Raw genomic sequence first — 17510 nt, forward strand, 5'->3', positions numbered from 1 at the left:
GGAGTCTTGGTCATGTGGGCCGCTCTTACTTCTTGGCGGGTTGGGCAGGTTGGACGGGCGCCGCCGCCGGCGGGGGGGCGCCCTGCGGCTCCGCCGGGGCGGACGCCGGTTCCTGGGCGCCGGTCGCGCCGGACACGTCCTGGGGCTTGGCGACCAGCATCTCGACCTTGGCCGAGCCGCGCAGCTTCTCGAGAATGTCGCGCACCTGGTCATAGGTCAGGAAGCGCACGATCTGCGGCCGGGCGGCCTCCAGGGTGATCGGCTCCTCGGTGCGCTTGTCCTCGACCTTGACGATGACCCAGCCGCCCTCGGCCGCGAACGGACCCACCAGCGTCCCCTTCTGGGCGTCCTTCAGGGCCACGCCATAGGGCTCGGGCATCACGTCCAGGGTGAAATAGCCCAGGTCGCCGCCGTTGAAGCGGGTGGCCTGGTCGGTCGAGCGCTCCATGGCCAGGGCGTCGAACGAGGCGCCGGAGGCCAGCAGCTTCTTGATGCTGTCGGCCTCGGCCTGGCTGCCGACGATGATCTGGCGGGCGCGGATCTCTTCCGAGCGCTTCGAAAGCTTCTGCTGCTCGGCGTAGAGCTTGCGGATAGCGTCCTCGGTGACGGCCTTTTCGACGACGCCCTCGACCAGCATGTCGCCCAGGATGCGCTCGCGGGCGGCGGCCAGGCGGCGCTGGGCCACCGGATCCTTGTCGATCTTGCGCTTGGTGGCTTCCGAGGCCAGCAGCTTCTGGTCGATCACTTCGTCGAGGCGCTGGCGGAAGACCTCGCTGGAGATGTCCAGCGGCTCGCCCTCGCTGATCAGGCCCTGGGCCACGGCCTCGCGCTTGACATCGGACGCCCAGATCACCTGGCCGTTGACGCGCGCCACCGCGGTGTCGCCAGGCTCCGGCGGCTTGTCGGCGACCTTGTTCTGGCCGCAAGCGGCCAGCAACAAGGCGCAGGCGATGGCGCTGATCATACCGACGCGGCGGAAAGTGCTGTTCAAGGCCAAGATCTCCGGCTTTGCTGAAGCCGCTCTAGCGCGGTTTTTCGCCGAGAGGAAACGGCTTCGGCGCGGAAAGCGTTCGAGGCCCCGAAAACCGAGGCGGGACGGCCACTAATGGCCCCAGAAGCCTTACTTGCGCCAGGGTCTTCGCGTTGACACCAAGATGACCGGTGCTTAAGTCTCCGGCCGCACCGGAATAGCGGATTTATCCGCTGATCCAGCGCGACTTCATCTACCGTAGTCGAGGCCACACAGCCTTAGCGCCGGCCTCCTCGTCAAACCGTCCCACCGGATTCCCCCTGCATGCTTGGTCTCGCCAAAAAGCTCTTCGGCTCTTCCAACGAACGCAAGGTCAAGGCCTTCGCCGCGCGGGTGGTGAAGATCAACGCCTACGAAGCCGAGTACGCCGCCCTGTCGGACGAAGCCCTCAGGGGCAAGACCGCCGAGTTCAAGGCCCGCCTCGAAAAGGGCGAGACCCTCGACGACCTTCTGAACGAAGCCTTCGCCGTGGTGCGCGAGGCCGGCAAGCGCGTGCTGGGCATGCGCCACTTCGACGTCCAGATGGTCGGCGGCATGGTGCTGCACTTCTCGGGCATCTCGGAAATGCGCACGGGTGAAGGCAAGACCCTGGTCGCCACCCTGCCCACCTACCTCAACGCCCTGGAAGGCAAGGGCGTCCACGTCATCACCGTCAACGACTACCTGGCCCGCCGCGACGCCGACTGGATGGGCCAGATCTACACCTTCCTGGGCCTCAGCTATGGCGTGATCGTCAACGGCCTCAGCCAGGGGGAGCGTCAGCGCGCGTACCGCAGCGACATCACCTACGGCACCAACAACGAATTCGGCTTCGACTACCTGCGCGACAACCTCGTCTACAGCGTCGATGAGATGGTCCAGCGCGGCCACAACTTCGTCATCGTCGACGAAGTGGACTCGATCCTGATCGACGAAGCCCGCACCCCGCTGATCATCTCGGGTCCCACCGAGGACCGCAGCGAGTTCTACAAGACGATCGACGTGCTGGTGAAGCAGCTGATCCAGGACAAGGGCACGTACGACCACGACGAGAAGCAGAAGCAGGTCATCCTGACCGAGGACGGCCAGGAGAAGATCGAAGAGATCCTGATGTCGGGCGGCCACCTGGCCGAGGACTCGGCGGGCCTCTACGACGCGGCCAACGTCTCGGTGGTGCACCACGTCAACCAGGCCCTGCGCGCCAACGTGCTGTACACGCGCGACAAGGACTACATCGTCAAGGGCGGCGAGGTCATCCTGATCGACGAGTTCACCGGCCGCATGATGACCGGCCGCCGCCTGTCGGAAGGCCTGCACCAGGCCATCGAGGCCAAGGAAGGCGCCGACGTCCAGCCCGAAAACCAGACCCTGGCCTCGGTGACCATCCAGAACTACTTCCGCCTCTACAAGAAGCTGTCGGGCATGACCGGCACGGCGTCGACGGAAGCTCAGGAATTCGACGACATCTACAAGATGACCGTCTCGGAAATCCCGACCAACCGCGTCATCAAGCGCATCGACGACGACGATGAGGTCTATCGCACCGAGCGCGAGAAGAACGAGGCCATCCTCAAGCAGATCGCCGACTGCCACGTGCGCGGCCAGCCGATCCTGGTCGGCACCGTGTCGATCGAGAAGTCCGAGGAGCTGTCCAAGCTGCTGTCCAGCTTCTCGTTCGAGAACAACGGCAAGAAGCAGAAGGGCATCCCGCACCAGGTGCTGAACGCCCGCTTCCACGAGCAGGAAGCCGGCATCGTCGCCGACGCGGGCGTGCCCGGCGCGGTGACCATCGCCACCAACATGGCCGGCCGCGGCACCGACATCCAGCTGGGCGGCAATATCGACATGCGCCTGGCCAACTGGCGCCAGCAGCAGAAGGGCATGGGCCTGGAGGTCACCCACGAGGACGAGGTCGAGGAGCGCAAGCGCCTCGAGGCCGAGATCGTCGTCGCCCGGGAACAGGCGCTGGCCGCCGGCGGCCTGTTCGTGCTGGGCACCGAGCGCCACGAAAGCCGCCGTATCGACAACCAGCTGCGCGGCCGCACCGGCCGTCAGGGCGACCCGGGCCGGTCGAAGTTCTTCCTGTCGTGCGAGGACGACCTGCTGCGCATCTTCGCCGGCGAACGCCTGGACGCGATCATGCGCACCTTCGGCGTCCAGGAAGGCGAGGCGATCACCCACAAGTGGCTGAACAACGCCATCGCCACGGCCCAGAAGCGCGTCGAGCAGCGCAACTACGAGATCCGCAAGAACCTCCTGAAGTACGACGACGTCGTCAACGACCAGCGCAAGGCCGTGTTCGAGCAGCGCCAGGAGTTCATGGAAAGCGACGACCTCTCGGACATCATCGTCGAGATGCGTCACGACACGATCGACGACCTGATCGCCCGTCACCTGCCGCCCAAGGCCTATGCCGAGCAGTGGGACGTCGAGGGCCTGAAGGAACGCGTCCAGTCGATCCTGGGCCTGGACCTGCCGATCGAAACCTGGGCCGCCGAGGAAGGCATCGCCGACGAGGAGATCAAGGACCGCATCGTCAAGGCCGCCGACGATTACGCCGCCCAGCGCGAAGTGATCATCACGCCCGAGCAGATGCGCTCGGTCGAGAAGAACTTCCTGCTGCAGATGATCGACCTGCAGTGGCGCGAGCACCTGATGCACCTGGATCACTTGCGCAACGTCATCGGCCTGCGCGGCTATGGCCAGCGCGATCCGCTGAACGAGTACAAGACCGAAGCCTTCTCGCTGTTCGAGAAGCTGCTGGGCGACCTGCGCACCAACACCACCCGCTGGCTGATGACGGTCGAGATCGCCTATGCCGAGCCGGAGATTCCGCATTCGTCGCTGGAGAACCTGGTCGAGGTCCACCTGGACCCGCTGACCGGCGAGAACGCCGCCGTCGCTGGCGAGATCCCGGACGGCCTGTCGCCGCAACAGCGCCAGGCCCTGCCGATCTCATCCCTGCCGGAGGAATGGGAACGCACCAACCGCAACGCCCCCTGCCCCTGCGGCTCGGGCAAGAAGTTCAAGCAGTGCCACGGCTCGCTGGTGTGAGCGGGAACTGAGGTTTGAATTGGAAACGCCCGCCCTGGGAGACCGGGGCGGGCGTTTTCCTTGGGCGCTAAACCTTTCGCGCGGGCAGCAGGATCACCGCCGCCGCCCCGACCAGGATCACCGCCGCGCTGACACCTGACACCCGCAACCCCGTCGCCACGTCCGCCCCCGCCAGCGCCCCGAAGATCGCCACGCCGGCCGCGCCGCCGACCTGGCGGCAGGCGTTGAGGGTTCCCGAGGCCGCGCCGGCGTCGTGGCGGTCGACGCTGGCCAGCAGTCCGCTGGTCAGGGCGGGGATCGCCAGGCCCATGCCGCCGGGGATCAGGGCGAAGCCCGGCAGCATCTCCAGCATGCCGCTGTCCGCGCCCAGCCGGGCGGTCAGGCCGTAGCCGCAGGCGGCGATCAGCACGCCGCCGGCGGTGACCGTCCTGGCGCCCAGCCGCGCCGCCAGGCCGCCGCTGACCAGGTTCGACAGCACGAAGGTCGCCGTCAGCGGCAGGAAGGCGATCCCGGCCTTGCCCGGCGTCCAGTGCAGGGCGCGCAGCATGTAGAGGCCCAGCACGAAGATCAGGCCGTAATAGGTGAAGTTCAGGGCCGAGCCGACCGCCACCGCCGTCCAGGCCGGGCGCTCGCGGAACGCCGCCAGCGGCATGGCCGGATGCCTGGCCCTCCGCTCGATCAGCACGAAGGCGGCGGCCAGGAGCAGGCCGGCGATCAAAGCCGCCAGCGGCCCCCCGTTCCAGCCGCGATGTCCCCCTTCGATCAGCCCGCCGACCAGCAGGGTGACCGCGGCGACGGCCAGGACCTGGCCGGGGATGTCGAACGGGACCTTCGGCCTGGGCGGCGTCGTGGGGACGACGATCTGGGTCAGCACCGCCCCCGCCACGCAGAGCGGCAGGTTGACGAAGAACACCCAGCGCCAGCCGACCGCCTCGACCAGCAGGCCGCCCAGCACCGGCCCGGCGGCGATCGACACCCCGCCGGCGGCGGTCCACCAGCCGACCGCCGCCGCGCGCTTGCTGTCGTTTCCGTGCGCCGCGTGGGCGATCAGCGCCAGCGATGGCGGGATCAGCAGCGCCCCGGCCGCGCCTTGCGCCACCCGGGCCAGGATCAGCGCCAGCGGACTTCCCGCGACGCCGCAGGCGGCCGAGGCCAGGCCGAACAGCGCCAGCCCCGCCATGAACGTCCGCTTGGGTCCGACCCGATCGCCGATCGCGCCGGCCGACAGCAGCATGGCCGCCAGGGCCAGCACATAGGCGTCGACCACCCATTGCAGCTGCGCGGTCGGGGCGTCGAAGGCCTTGCCGATGGCGTCCAGCGCGACATTGACGATGGTCACGTCCAGCTGCGTGACCAGGAAACCGAAGCTGGCGGCGGCGGTAATCCAGCCGAGGCGGGAGGGCTTGGTGCTCATGGCCTCCGTCATGCCCCGGTCCGGCGCGCGATTGCTACACGCGCCGATGAACCATTCCGGCGGCGATCGGTCTAGAATGCCGATCATGGACGCCAACATCGCCTCCCCCGCCGCCCTGATCGGCGACCCGACCCGCGCGGCCATGCTGCAGGCCCTGCAGGACGGCCGCGCCCAGCCCGCCAGCGCCCTGGCCTGGGCCGCCGGGGTCACCGCCCAGGCGGCCAGCAATCACCTCGCCAAGCTGGTCGACGGCGGCCTGCTGGCGGTCGAGCGCGAGGGCCGGCATCGATACTACAGGCTGGCCAGCGCCGAGGTGGCCCACGCGATCGAGGCGCTGTCGGTGCTGGCCGCGCCGGTGCGCTCCCTGGAGATCCCACGCTCGCCCAAGGCCCGGGCGCTGCGGGACGCGCGGTGCTGCTACGGCCATCTGGCGGGGCGTCTGGGCGTGAAGGTCTGCGAAGCGCTGGTCGAGCGCGACCTGATCCGACCGGCGGACGGGAAACTCTACGACGTCACGACCGAGGGTCGGCGCTGGTTCGAGGACCTGGGCGTCGAGGTCGACGCCCTGCGCTCGCCGCGCGGCGTCGCCCGCCAATGCCTGGACTGGACCGAGCGGCGGCATCACCTGGCCGGACCGCTGGGGGTGAAGCTGCTGGAGACGATGACGGCGCGCGGCTGGCTGGCGCTGGAGGCCAAGGGACGGGCGGTCAGGGTGACGGCCGAGGGGGCGCTGGCTTTGCGGGCGCGGCTGGGGTTGAGCCTGGAGGATGAGGGACGGGTCGCGGCTTAGGGATCACCCTCTCCTCCCCCTCTTGGGGGAGGGGGACCGCCGAACGGCGGTGGAGGGGGTCAGCCTCGGCGGGCGCGCCACCGCTTCGCGGACCCCCTCCGTCTCGATGCGTATTCGCATCGATCCACCTCCCCCTAATGGGGAGGAGAGCGAGAACTCGCCTCGCCCGCCGTCAAGGCCGCAGGACCACGCCCACATCCGCCGGCGTCCCGCCGCCGACCTGCGCCAGGTACGCCGCCTGGACGGCCTCGCGCCCCTGTCCGGTCTCCACCTTCAACCACCGCGGCGCATCGGCCACGAAGCCGGACCAGGCCGCGCCGTAGCGGCGCTCGAATTCCCCCGGCGCCCAGTCCTGCCGCCGCTTGGCGATGCGGTCGGGGGCGAAGAAGAAGGCCGGCGTCGGGCCGGGCAGCGCCCCGCCGCCTGTCTTGGGCGCCTCCCAGTGGGTGCCGCCGACCAGGATCGAGGCCTTCAGCGCATCGGCGAACCGGTTGTGCACGCTGGCCAGCACCGCCGCATCGCCCGCGAAGTCGACGAAGGCGGCCGGCCCCTCGATCGGCGCCGTCGCCAGGTCGTCGTACAGCACGACCTGATCGTAGAACCCCAGCCCTTCGACGCAGGCCTTGTTGCGTGGGGAGGTCAGGCCCACGACCTTGACCCCGCCGCGCCGCTTCAGCAGCGCCGCCAGGCCGATCGCCGTCTTGGACGAGGCGCTGGACAGGATCACGCTGGCCGCGCCGTAGAAGCCGTGTTCGTCGAACTGGTCGTCGATCAGGAACGCGGTGGTGAACAGCGGCTGCAACAGCGCCTTATGCGCCTCCAGACCATCGTCCTCGCCCACCGCCTGATACTGGTTGTAGACCACCGCCAGATGCTGGCGGTGCGGCGCCACGTCGGTGAAGCCGGTCTTGCCCGGCTTGGCCAGCACCGTCAGATGCGTCGACATCGGCCAGTAGCCATAGAAGCGCTGGCCGACCGCGATGTCCGGATGGTTCGAGGCCTCGACCCGGGCGTGGCCCCAGACCGGTACGCGGCCAAAGCCGTCCGGGCCGGGGAAGAAGTCCCAGTACTTCATCATCTCGCCGAACACGGCGTAGGTGATGTTGTTGGCCGTCAGGGCGAAGCTCTCGATCGCCAGCCGCACCTCGCCATCGTTCAGCGGCGCGGGCGCGGCGTCACGGAATTCCGTGCGGCGAAGGTCGCTCTTGGCGACGACGAAATCCCAGGCCATGCGTAGCCTCCCAGCTTCATTTGACCGGAGTTAGCGGGAGGCCGCGCGGCAAGTCAAACACACGTTTGACCTCAGATCACCCGCCGCCACGGGGCGACACGGCGGCGCGCTCAGGAGCGGTGCGATTGTCACGGGGACAATGTTTCCGTTGCGACGCGTGGCGCGAGGGTTCAGGTCGGGACCAGTCCAGCTCGCGATTGGAACCGCCATGACCGCCACGCCCCTGCCCTTGCGCCACTTCCTGCTGGCCCTGGCCGTGGTGGCGGTGTGGGGCACCAATTTCGTGGTCATTCGCATCGGCCTGAACCACCTGCCGCCGCTGCTGTTCGCGACCTTGCGCTTCTGCATGGTGCTGGTTCCGATGGTGTTCATCGTCAAGCGGCCGGCGGTGTCCTGGGCCAACCTGGCCGCCTATGGCCTGCTGATCGGGGCGGGGCAGTTCGGCCTGCTGTTCGTGGCCATGAAGGGCCACATCTCGCCGGGCCTGGCCTCGCTGATCCTGCAGACCCAGGTGTTCTTCACCATCGGCATGGCCATGTGGATCAGCAAGGAGCGGATCCAGGGCTTCCAGGTCGCGGCCCTGCTGCTGGCCGTCGCCGGCATCGTGGTGATCGCCGCCCACGGCGGCGGGGCGGCCACGCCGCTGGGCGTGATGCTGGGCCTACTGGCCGCGCTCAGCTGGTCGGGCGGCAACATCGTCGCGCGCCAGGCCGGGCCGGTGAACATGCTGGGCTATGTCGTCTGGGCCAGCCTGTTCTCGATCCCGCCGCTGTTCGCCATGTCGCTATGGCTGGAAGGCTGGCCGGCCATCGTCCAGGGCGTGACCAGCGCCAGCCTCGGGACCTGGCTCGCCGTGGCGTGGCAGGCCGTGGGCAACACCATGTTCGGCTATGCCGCCTGGGGCTGGCTGCTCGCGCGCCACCCGGCCGCCACCGTGACCCCGATGGCCCTGCTGGTGCCGGTGTTCGGCATGAGCGCCTCCGCCCTGGTGCTGGGCGAGGGCCTGCCGGCCTGGAAGCTGATCGCCGCGGCGCTGGTGCTGACGGGCCTGGCGGTGAACATGCTGTGGCCGAAGGTGCGGATGAAGTTCCTGGCGGCGGCCTGATACCCATACTCGTCTCCCCGACGAAGGCCGGGGTCCAGATCGAACTCACCAGTCTCGGTGGGCCGGGCAAAGATCGTCGGCGCATCATCCCAAACTGCTCCGGATGAATCTGGGCCCCGGCCTTCGCCGGGGAAACGGGGGTTGGGATACTTGACCTCCCCCACGTCACCCGCCCGACCCTGCCTCGAAACAGGGAGGCCGCCATGACGCCGTTCGAGGTGAACTGGACCCGCGAGGCCATCGACAAGGTCCTCGCCCAGGTCCGCGCCTATGAGTTCCCGCCCGCGCCGGAAGGCGGCGGCTGGGGCTATGGCTGCGACGCGGATTTCCTGAAGGCCATCTGCGCCTACTGGACCGACGGCTTCGACGTCGCGGCGGCCCAGGCCAACCTCAACCGTTTCCCGCAGTTCACCGCGACGATCGAGGATCTCGACATCCACTTCGTCCACGTGGTCGGCGAGGCGAAGGGCAAGCGGCCGCTGCTGATCAGCCACGGCTGGCCGGGCAGTCACTTCGAGTTCTGGGACGCCATCGCGCCCCTGGCCTTCCCCTCGCGCCACGGCGGCGACCCGGCCGATGCGTTCGATCTCGTCATTCCGTCGCTGCCGGGCTTCGGCTTCTCCGGAAAGCCCAAGCGGCCGCTAGGCCAGCGCGCCACCGCGCGGATCTTCGACACGCTGATGACGCAGGTCCTCGGCTATTCGACCTATCTCGCCCAGGGCGGCGACTGGGGCGGCCTCGTCACCTCGTGGCTGGGCCTGGACCACCCCGCGCATGTGAAGGCCATCCACCTCAACATGATCGGCCTGCGCCCGGCCGGACCGCCGACGACGCCAGAGGAGATCGCCTGGATCACCGACTTCGGCGCCCAGATGGACGCCTACGGCGCCTATTTCCGCTTGCAAGCGAGCAAGCCGCAGTCCGTCGCCTGGCTGGGGGCCAACAACCCCGTCGGCCAGGCCGCCTGGATCCTGGAGCGCTTCCACGACTGGGCCGACCTGTCGACCAAGCCGTTCGAGCGGGTGTTCACGCGCGACCAGCTGCTGACCAACCTGATGCTCTACGTGATGACCGGCGGGTTCACGACCGGCGCCTGGTACTACCGGGCGATGCTGGAGGAAGGCGGCCCCGTCCTGGCGCAGGGCCAGCGCTGCGAGACGCCCACCGCCTTCGCCAACTTCCCCGGCGAGAGCATCTACAAGCCCCCGCCGCGCTCGTGGGCCGACCGCGCCTACAACATCGTCCGCTGGACCGACCAGCCGCGCGGCGGCCACTTCGCGGCGATGGAGGAGCCGGGGCTGTTCGTCGACGACGTGCGGGCCTGGGCGCGGAGCTTGTAGGCGCGCGCGCGACCTGAAGATTTTCTGACCCGTCGGCGAGAATATCCGACCACTTCGCCCGCTCCCGCGCGGCTAAGGTCGCGCCCGTCGTCGCCTGGATTACAAGTACGAGGAAACGCCGATGTCCGACCGCAAGCTCCACCCCGAAACCCTGGCTCTGCATGCCGGCTGGCGCGCCGATCCCGCCACGGGGGCCGTGGCCCCGCCGATCTACCAGACGACCTCGTACCAGTTCGAAAGCGCCGAGCACGCGGCCGACCTGTTCGCCCTGCGCAAGCTCGGCAATATCTATACGCGGCTGGGCAACCCGACGACCGACATCCTGGAGCAGCGTCTGGCGGCTCTTGAAGGCGGCGCTGCGGCCCTGGCCGTCGCTTCGGGCCAGGCGGCCTCGGCCCTGGCGATCCAGAACCTGGCTCGGGCCGGCGACAACATCGTCAGCTCGACCGACCTCTATGGCGGCACCTGGAACCTGTTCGCCAACACCCTGCGCGACCAGGGGATCGAGGTCCGCTTCGTCGATCCGCAGGACCCGCAGGCCTTCGCCCGCGCCACCGACGAACGCACCCGCGCCTACTACGCCGAGACCCTGCCCAATCCGAAACTGGCCGTCTTCCCGATCGCCGAGGTGGCGCAGATCGGCCGCGAGCTGGGCGTCCCCCTGATCGTCGACAACACCGCCGCCCCGCTGCTGGCCCGACCGCTGGAGCACGGCGCGGCGATCGTCGTCTATTCGACCACCAAATATATCGGCGGCCATGGCACCTCGATCGGCGGCGTCATCATCGACGGCGGCAATTTCGACTGGACGGCCCATCCCGAGCGCAGCCCGACCCTGAACACGCCCGACCCCAGCTATCACGGCGCGGTGTGGGCCGAGGCCGCCAAGCCGCTAGGCCCGATCGCCTATGTCCTGCGCGCCCGCACGGTGCTGCTACGCGACCTCGGCGCGGCGCTTTCTCCGTTCAACGCCTTCCAGATCCTGCAAGGGCTGGAGACCCTGCCGCTGCGCATCACCCGCCATAGCGAGAACGCCGCCGCCGTGGCCCAGGCGCTTTCCCAGACGCCGGGCGTGACGCGCGTGATCCACCCCAGCGTTCAGACCGGCCTCCAGCGCGAACGCGCCGACCGCTATCTGTCGGGCGGCCACGGCGGCCTGGTCGGCTTCGAGCTGGCGGGGGGCCGCGAGGCCGGCCGCAAGTTCATCGACGCGCTGAAACTGTTCTACCACGTGGCCAATATCGGCGACGCGCGCAGCCTGGCGATCCACCCGGCCTCGACCACCCACTCGCAGCTCAGCGCCGAGGAGCAGGCGGCGACCGGGGTGTCCGACGGCTATGTGCGCCTGTCGATCGGCCTGGAGCACATCGACGACATCCTGGCCGACCTGAACCAGGCCTTGGCGGCGGCCCAGTAGGCCGATCGCCCGCCGCGCGGGTTCCGCTTGCCCGGAGCCCGCGCGCGCCTCTATCCAGAGGACATGACAAGCCACCGCTACGATTTCGCCTCAGACAACGTCGCCGGCGCCATGCCCGAGGTGATGGAGGCCCTGGTCGCCGCCAATGCCGGGACGGCCTCGGGCTACGGGACCGACCATGTCAGCAAGGCCGCCGGCGACCGCATCCGGGCCCTGCTGGACGCCGACGCCGAGGTCAGGTTCACGGCTTCGGGCACGGCGGCCAACGCCTTCGCCCTGACCCTGCTGGCCGCCCCGCACGAAGCGGTGCTGGCTCACGAGCACGCCCACATCCGCACCGACGAGACCGGCGCCCCGGGCTTCTTCAGCCAGGGCGGCGGACTGATCGGCCTGCCCGGCGCCTCGGGCAAGATCGAGCTCTCCGCCCTGGAAGCCGCCCTCGCCCGTCCGGAGGTCTCGTACAACCAGCCCGCCAACGCCTTATCGCTGACCACCGCCACCGAATACGGCACGGTCTATTCGGAGGCGCATCTGCGGGCGCTGATCGCCCCGGCGAAGGCCAAGGGCTATGGCGTCCACCTGGACGGCGCCCGCCTGGCCAACGCCGTGGCCGCCGGCTTCGACCTGAAGAGCGTGGCCAGGATGGGCGTCGATATCCTGGTGATGGGCGGCACCAAGGCCGGCTCGACCCCGACCGAGGCCGTGGTGTTCCTCAACCCCGATCACGCCCGGCGCCTGGACGCGCGCCTGAAGCACGCCGGCCAGCTGGTCTCCAAGGGCCGCTTCCTGGCCGCCCCGTGGCTGGGCCTGCTGGGCGAGGACGGCTCCACCGGTCCCTGGGCCGCTCGCGCCGCCCACGCCAACGCCATGGCCCGCAAGCTGGCCGACCTGATGCCGTTTCCGATCAAACACCCGGTCGAGGCCAACGGCGTCTTCGTCGAGATGGACGACCCCACCCTGGAGCGCCTGCGCGGCGAAGGCTGGTTCGTCTATCGCTTCCTGGACGGGACGGTGCGCTTCATGTGCTCGTGGGCGACGACGCCGGAAATGGTCGACGACCTGGGCGCGGCGCTGGGGCGGGTGGCCTAACGCCTGACGCTTGCCCGCGCACATAAACATCCATAGGTTGAGATTATCGCAAAAATTCCCAATCGCTTGGGTTTTTGGTAGTCTCGCATGGTCACGTTGCTGCGCTACGGCAGGATCCGGGTCGTCATCTATTCAGAAGACCATCGACCGAGCCATGTGCATGTCGTTGGAGCCGATCAGGCGGCAATTCTGTTCCTGAACTGCAATGACGATCCGCTCTCGCATGGCCCCGTCGCCATTCGGGAGAGCTACGGCTTCCTGGCGCGGGAACTGGCGCCAATCATCGAACAGGTCGAGGCCAACCTCGATCTGCTCTGCACGGAATGGAGACGCGTGCATGGCGATTACCGATGAAGAGATCGAAGCGGCGACGCGACGTGGCGAGGCTTCGCGGGCCCAAAGCCCCCAGGCCGTGGCGGCGCGTTATGACTCCGCGCGAGGCCTCGTGGAGATCGCCCTGGCGAACGGCGCCTTCTTCAGTTTTCCCCCACACCTCGCCCAGGCGCTGCAAGATGCGACGACCGTCCAACTGAAGACGGTCGAGATCGTCGGCGCGGGCACGGGGCTGCACTTCCCGGCGATCGACGCCGATCTCTACATCCCCGCCCTGATCGAGGGCGTCTTTGGCTCGAAGGCCTGGATGGCGGCCCGAATGGGTCAGCAGGGTGGTCTCGCGCGGACCGACAGCAAGGCCGCGGCCGCAAGGGCGAATGGCAAGCTGGGCGGTCGACCGCGAAAGACGGGCTAAGTCCCGAGCCGCTGTAACCCCTCATCCCCCCACGCCTGCGGCGCGGGTCCCTCCTTCTCCCTCTGGGAGAAGGTGACAACGGGGGACGCGGCCGCTTCAGCCGCCGCGCTGGCGCTCGTCTCGGTGATCCCCAGCAGCTTGGCGATCTCGCTGGCCGGGGCCGGGCGGCTGATGAAGTAGCCCTGGATCTCGGCGCAGCCCTGGCCGCGCAGGGCGTTGAGCTGCTCCAGGGTCTCGACGCCCTCGGCCGTGGTGACGATGCCCATCGACGAGCCGAGGTCCAGCACGGCCTTGATGATGGCCATGGCGTCGCTGTCTTCCAGGATGTCGCGGACGAAGGTCTGGTCGATCTTGATCTTGTCGAACGGGAAGCTGCGCAGATAGCTGAGCGAGCTGTAGCCCGTGCCGAAGTCGTCCATCGAGATCCGCACGCCCAGGGCCTTCAGGTCGTGCAGCATCGACATGTTGGCGGCGCTGTCCTGCAGCAGCACCGACTCGGTGATCTCCAGCTCCAGGCGCTCAGCCGGCAGGCCCGAGGCGGCCAGGGCCGAGACGACGGTGCGCACCAGGCCCCGGTCGCGGAACTGGGCCGGCGACAGGTTCACCGCCAGGCGCACGTGATCGGGCCATCGGGCCGCTTCCGCGCAGGCCGTGCGCAGCACCCAATCGCCCAGCGGGACGATCAGGCCGATCTCCTCGGCCAGCGGGATGAAGTCGGCCGGCGAGACCATGCCCCGGTCGGGGTGGCGCCAGCGCAGCAGAGCCTCGCAGCCCGTCACCCGCTCGTCGCCCAGATTGTACAGCGGCTGGTAGTAGAGCTCGAACTCGCCGGCCGTCAGGGCCCGGCGCAGGTCCAGCTCAAGCGCGCGGCGGGCCTGCAGCTGCTCGTCCATGGCGCGTTCGAAGAAGTGGAAGGCGCCGCGACCGTCGGCCTTGGCGCGATAGAGCGCCATGTCGGCCTTCTTCAGCAGTTCGTCGGCGTCCTCGCCGTCCGACGGCGCGGCGGCGACGCCGACGCTGGCGCCGATCACCACCTGGTGGCCCTGCAGGTCGAACGGCGCCGACATCGCCTCGACGATGCGCTCGGCCAGGCGCGTGGCGCCGGTCATGTCGGACAGGCCGGCCTGGACCACCGCGAACTCGTCGCCGCCCAGGCGGGCCACGGTGTCGCCTTCGCGCACGCAGCCGCGCAGCCGCTCGGCGGCGACGCGCAGCAGCTCGTCGCCCAGCGGGTGGCCGAGGGTGTCGTTGACGGTCTTGAAGCGATCCAGGTCGATGAAGTGCACGGCCAGCTGGTCGCCCTTTCGGGCGCGGCGGGCCAGAGCCTCGGACAGGTGCCGCTGAAACAGCACGCGGTTGGGCAGCTCGGTCAGCGGATCGTAGTGCGCCAGGCGCGCGATCTGGGCCTCGGCGCGCTTGCGTTCGGCGATGTCTTCCGAGACGCCCAGCAGGTATTCGGCCTGCCCCTCGGCGTTGCGCAGGGCGATCTTCTTGGTGCGGAGGATGGCCATGCCGCCGTCCTTGCGCGGCACGTGGTCTTCCTCGATCACGCGAACCTCGCCCGACTCCAGCACCTCGCGGTCGCGCTCGACATAGAGCGCCGCCAGCTCGGCGTCGTGGAAGTCGGCGTCGGTCTTGCCGATCACCTCGGCGCGGGGCCGGCCCAGCATTTTCTCGCCGGCGCGGTTCAGCAGCACATAGCTGTGATCGTCGGCGCGCTTGACGAACACCATCGAGGGCATGGCCTCGACAATGGCGGTCATGAAGGTTTCAGCGCGCTCGACATCGGCCTTGGCGGCGGCCAGATCGGCCACGCCCCGGCGGTTGGTCTCGTTGGCGGCCTGCAGCAGACCCAGCACCGTGCCAACGCCGAGATACCGGCCCCCCTCGGTGACGATGAAGCCGCGCAGCAGGTCGGACGCCCGGTACGACAGGCTGTCGCTGGTGAAGTCGGCCAGGGCCGTGTCGGCGTCGACGACCAGCGGCTCGCTGTCCATCAGCGTCGAGATCGGACGGTTGGCGTAGAGGGCGCGGCCGTATTCGGCGGCCATGCGCAGGAAGAAGGCGTTGCGTTCGACCAGGCCGATCGGGCGGTCGTCGGCGTCGACGACGGGCACGATCAGGGTGTCGGGTTCCTCACGGAACCGCTCGTACAGGGCTTTGCCGAGATCGTCCTGACGCGCGGGGGTCAGGGAAGAAACGGTATCCCGCAGGGTGAACATGGCAACGCCTCCACTCGCGGAGGGAGGGATCATTTCCTCGGCTAACAGCGTGCTAATGGTCCCGCTTGAACGGGGTTATTTCGCGAAAACTTCATGGCGACGTCACAGTGCTTGCGGGCGCGTTTACCGTTCCCGTCAACTCTGACTGGCGACCTGAACCCGGCGCCCGGTATCCATGAAAATCCCGGGCCGGGAAATCCTCTGGCGGGGCGAGCTTGACCACCGGCTCCTCCGATCGTCGAACGCGGCGCCCGCGGGCGCCGCGGACGGCGTGATCAGCCCATTTCCTTCCTGGCGTCCCCCAGCAGCACCTGGCCAACCCAGCTGACGATCCCCGTCACCACGGCCGCCTGCACCCCGGCCCACAGGCCGTTCACCGCCAGACCGTCCAGGAACCAGGCCACCAGCCCGATCATCGCCGCGTTCACCACCAGCAGGAACAGACCCAGGGTCAGAAGGGTCAGCGGGAAGGTCAGGACGGTGACCACCGGCCGGACGATGGCGTTGACGACCCCCAGCAGCAGGCCGGCGATCAGCAGGGTGGTCCAGCCGTCGGCCGTGACGCCGGGCACGATGCGCGCGGCCAGCCACAGGCCGGCGGCGGCGATCAGGATGCGGAAGATGAAACGGAACATGCGGCGCGACTCCCCTCTCGATGGACGGAGATTGGCCCAATCCCGCCCCCGATCAAAGTGACGCCGCATTCGTACAATATCCCAGCGGGCAACTCGGACATTACAAATGCGTTACCACTCTTCCAACCGCCGTTTCGCGAACTATCTAGTCCCTTGTGTGGGGGATGATCGCGCGCGATTGGCGAGCGGATCCGCACGCAAGGGGATATGAAAAGTATGGCCGTGAATTCTCTATCGGTGATGTCGCCGGACGGCGGCCTGTCGCGATACCTCACCGAGATCCGCAAGTTCCCGATGCTGCCCAAGGACGAGGAGTTCATGCTCGCCCAGCGCTGGAAAGAGCATCAGGACTCCGAAGCCGCCCACAAGATGGTCACGTCGCACCTGCGTCTCGTGGCCAAGATCGCCATGGGCTATCGCGGCTACGGCCTGCCGATCGGCGAGGTGATCTCGGAAGGCAATGTCGGCCTGATGCAGGCCGTCAAGAAGTTCGAGCCCGACAAGGGCTTCCGCCTGGCCACCTACGCCATGTGGTGGATCCGCGCCTCGATCCAGGAATACATCCTGCGCTCGTGGTCGCTGGTGAAGATGGGCACGACCGCCGCGCAGAAGAAGCTGTTCTTCAACCTGCGCAAGGCCAAGAGCCAGATCGAAGCCTTCCAGGACGGCGACCTGCGTCCCGACCAGGTCAGCGCCATCGCCACCAAGCTGGGCGTGCTGGACAGCGAGGTCATCTCGATGAACCGCCGCCTGTCGGGCCCCGACGCCTCGCTGAACGCGCCGCTGCGCGCCGACGGCGAAAGCGAGTGGCAGGACTGGCTGGCCGACGACGACCAGGTGTCGCAAGAGACCGTAGTCGCCGAGAACGAGGAGAAGTCGCTGCGGATGTCGCTTCTGGAAGAAGCGATGGTCGAGCTGACCGACCGCGAGCGTCACATCCTCACGGAACGCCGCCTGAAGGACGACCCGACCACCCTGGAAGAACTGGCGGCCCAGTACGGCGTCAGCCGCGAACGCGTCCGCCAGATCGAGGTCCGGGCGTTCGAGAAGCTGCAGAAGACCATGCGCGAGGCGGCGATCGCCAAGAACATGGTGGATGCGTAAGGCCAGAGCTCACGTCAGTGAGACGGAAAGGGGCGCTCGCTGAGCGCCCCTTTTTCGTTGCGCCACGGTGCTGAAGGTCCGCTTTTCGGCAAGGCGCCGGCGGCGAATTTCGACCCAAGTCAGACGTTGATGACTTCAGCAGCGACGTGCGATGGAAGGCCATGCGAGAACGTAGCGACAGCTTCACTGACGCGCCGATAGAGCCCGGTACTCTTGTTCGCTACGACGGTCTAATTGATGGCGGCCCTGAATTTGGTGTGGTCGTCAGTTGCTGGCTACATCCACAGGTCAAGTTCTACGACTGCTACGTCGCCTTTTTTGGCTCGGCAATCCCAGAGGGCGAGCCTGAGCA

Annotated in this window: 15 protein-coding genes; 10 read left to right on the plus strand and 5 right to left on the minus strand. The window is 68.4% G+C overall.

All coding sequences use genetic code 11. The annotated features are described in order from the left end of the window. Positions 1–25 precede the first annotated feature (25 nt). Entirely contained in the window at positions 26–964 is a 939-nt protein-coding gene (locus AC07R7_RS04015) for a peptidylprolyl isomerase (protein WP_492884345.1), read from the minus strand. Positions 965–1294: 330 nt separating this feature from the next. On the opposite strand from AC07R7_RS04015, the gene secA reads away from it, so the two are divergent. After that, complete coding sequence (gene secA, locus AC07R7_RS04020; RefSeq protein ID WP_492882672.1) at positions 1295–4063, plus strand: preprotein translocase subunit SecA; 2769 nt, start codon at positions 1295–1297, stop codon at positions 4061–4063. A 67-nt stretch (positions 4064–4130) separates the two neighbouring features. Here secA and AC07R7_RS04025 read toward each other — a convergent pair whose 3' ends face one another. After that, on the minus strand, positions 4131–5477 hold the full coding sequence (locus tag AC07R7_RS04025; RefSeq protein ID WP_494634210.1) for an MFS transporter: 1347 nt from the start codon (positions 5475–5477) through the stop codon (positions 4131–4133). 85 nt (positions 5478–5562) lie between these two features. On the opposite strand from AC07R7_RS04025, the gene AC07R7_RS04030 reads away from it, so the two are divergent. Further along, positions 5563–6267, plus strand: coding sequence for an ArsR/SmtB family transcription factor (locus AC07R7_RS04030; protein ID WP_494634211.1), 705 nt, complete (start codon positions 5563–5565; stop codon positions 6265–6267). A 172-nt stretch (positions 6268–6439) separates the two neighbouring features. Here AC07R7_RS04030 and AC07R7_RS04035 read toward each other — a convergent pair whose 3' ends face one another. Beyond that, a complete protein-coding gene (locus AC07R7_RS04035) occupies positions 6440–7498 on the minus strand; it encodes a DUF2855 family protein (RefSeq protein ID WP_494634212.1) in 1059 nt (352 codons plus the stop codon). Between the two features lie 208 nt (positions 7499–7706). Between AC07R7_RS04035 and AC07R7_RS04040 the strand changes: the two genes are divergently transcribed. The 6 genes from AC07R7_RS04040 (at position 7707) to AC07R7_RS04065 (ending at position 13197) form a co-directional block, all read left to right on the plus strand. Next, positions 7707–8603 (plus strand): EamA family transporter, encoded by an 897-nt coding sequence (locus AC07R7_RS04040; RefSeq protein ID WP_494634213.1) that lies wholly within the window; start codon positions 7707–7709, stop codon positions 8601–8603. A 203-nt stretch (positions 8604–8806) separates the two neighbouring features. After that, positions 8807–9943, plus strand: a complete 1137-nt coding sequence (locus tag AC07R7_RS04045; RefSeq protein ID WP_494634214.1) for an epoxide hydrolase family protein — start codon at positions 8807–8809, stop codon at positions 9941–9943. A 121-nt stretch (positions 9944–10064) separates the two neighbouring features. After that, positions 10065–11360, plus strand: a complete 1296-nt coding sequence (locus tag AC07R7_RS04050) for an O-acetylhomoserine aminocarboxypropyltransferase/cysteine synthase family protein (protein ID WP_494634215.1) — start codon at positions 10065–10067, stop codon at positions 11358–11360. A 63-nt stretch (positions 11361–11423) separates the two neighbouring features. Next, positions 11424–12449 (plus strand): threonine aldolase family protein, encoded by a 1026-nt coding sequence (locus tag AC07R7_RS04055; RefSeq protein ID WP_494634216.1) that lies wholly within the window; start codon positions 11424–11426, stop codon positions 12447–12449. A gap of 87 nt (positions 12450–12536) precedes the next feature. After that, the gene (locus AC07R7_RS04060) at positions 12537–12803 is read left to right on the plus strand and encodes a DUF4160 domain-containing protein (protein ID WP_492882657.1); all 267 of its coding nucleotides are present in this window, start codon (positions 12537–12539) and stop codon (positions 12801–12803) included. Further along, positions 12787–13197 carry a DUF2442 domain-containing protein gene (locus AC07R7_RS04065; RefSeq protein WP_492882655.1) on the plus strand — a complete coding sequence of 137 codons (411 nt, stop codon included), beginning with the start codon at positions 12787–12789 and terminating at the stop codon, positions 13195–13197. Before AC07R7_RS04060 ends, AC07R7_RS04065 begins: the two co-directional genes overlap by 17 nt. Here the strand turns inward: AC07R7_RS04065 and AC07R7_RS04070 are convergent. Next, entirely contained in the window at positions 13194–15419 is a 2226-nt protein-coding gene (locus AC07R7_RS04070; protein WP_494634217.1) for a putative bifunctional diguanylate cyclase/phosphodiesterase, read from the minus strand. The genes AC07R7_RS04065 and AC07R7_RS04070 overlap by 4 nt on opposite strands. Before the next feature lie 275 nt (positions 15420–15694). Continuing rightward, complete coding sequence (locus AC07R7_RS04075) at positions 15695–16054, minus strand: phage holin family protein (protein ID WP_494634218.1); 360 nt, start codon at positions 16052–16054, stop codon at positions 15695–15697. 106 nt (positions 16055–16160) lie between these two features. On the opposite strand from AC07R7_RS04075, the gene AC07R7_RS04080 reads away from it, so the two are divergent. Together AC07R7_RS04080 and rpoH are read left to right on the plus strand one after the other, a co-directional pair. Next, complete coding sequence (locus AC07R7_RS04080) at positions 16161–16265, plus strand: hypothetical protein (RefSeq protein ID WP_494634219.1); 105 nt, start codon at positions 16161–16163, stop codon at positions 16263–16265. Continuing rightward, positions 16262–17158 (plus strand): RNA polymerase sigma factor RpoH, encoded by an 897-nt coding sequence (rpoH, locus tag AC07R7_RS04085; protein ID WP_492882649.1) that lies wholly within the window; start codon positions 16262–16264, stop codon positions 17156–17158. Before AC07R7_RS04080 ends, rpoH begins: the two co-directional genes overlap by 4 nt. The last annotated feature ends 352 nt before the right edge of the window (positions 17159–17510 follow it).

It is taken from the genome of Caulobacter sp. GW821-FHT05F04 (assembly GCF_059419665.1).

Coding starts and splice junctions, on each gene's coding strand:
- AC07R7_RS04015 (WP_492884345.1), bottom strand. CDS start 964: ATGATCAGCGCCATCGCCTGCGCCTTGTTGCTGGCCGCTTGCGGCCAG.
- secA (WP_492882672.1), top strand. CDS start 1,295: ATGCTTGGTCTCGCCAAAAAGCTCTTCGGCTCTTCCAACGAACGCAAG.
- AC07R7_RS04025 (WP_494634210.1), bottom strand. CDS start 5,477: ATGAGCACCAAGCCCTCCCGCCTCGGCTGGATTACCGCCGCCGCCAGC.
- AC07R7_RS04030 (WP_494634211.1), top strand. CDS start 5,563: ATGGACGCCAACATCGCCTCCCCCGCCGCCCTGATCGGCGACCCGACC.
- AC07R7_RS04035 (WP_494634212.1), bottom strand. CDS start 7,498: ATGGCCTGGGATTTCGTCGTCGCCAAGAGCGACCTTCGCCGCACGGAA.
- AC07R7_RS04040 (WP_494634213.1), top strand. CDS start 7,707: ATGACCGCCACGCCCCTGCCCTTGCGCCACTTCCTGCTGGCCCTGGCC.
- AC07R7_RS04045 (WP_494634214.1), top strand. CDS start 8,807: ATGACGCCGTTCGAGGTGAACTGGACCCGCGAGGCCATCGACAAGGTC.
- AC07R7_RS04050 (WP_494634215.1), top strand. CDS start 10,065: ATGTCCGACCGCAAGCTCCACCCCGAAACCCTGGCTCTGCATGCCGGC.
- AC07R7_RS04055 (WP_494634216.1), top strand. CDS start 11,424: ATGACAAGCCACCGCTACGATTTCGCCTCAGACAACGTCGCCGGCGCC.
- AC07R7_RS04060 (WP_492882657.1), top strand. CDS start 12,537: ATGGTCACGTTGCTGCGCTACGGCAGGATCCGGGTCGTCATCTATTCA.
- AC07R7_RS04065 (WP_492882655.1), top strand. CDS start 12,787: ATGGCGATTACCGATGAAGAGATCGAAGCGGCGACGCGACGTGGCGAG.
- AC07R7_RS04070 (WP_494634217.1), bottom strand. CDS start 15,419: ATGTTCACCCTGCGGGATACCGTTTCTTCCCTGACCCCCGCGCGTCAG.
- AC07R7_RS04075 (WP_494634218.1), bottom strand. CDS start 16,054: ATGTTCCGTTTCATCTTCCGCATCCTGATCGCCGCCGCCGGCCTGTGG.
- AC07R7_RS04080 (WP_494634219.1), top strand. CDS start 16,161: ATGCGTTACCACTCTTCCAACCGCCGTTTCGCGAACTATCTAGTCCCT.
- rpoH (WP_492882649.1), top strand. CDS start 16,262: ATGAAAAGTATGGCCGTGAATTCTCTATCGGTGATGTCGCCGGACGGC.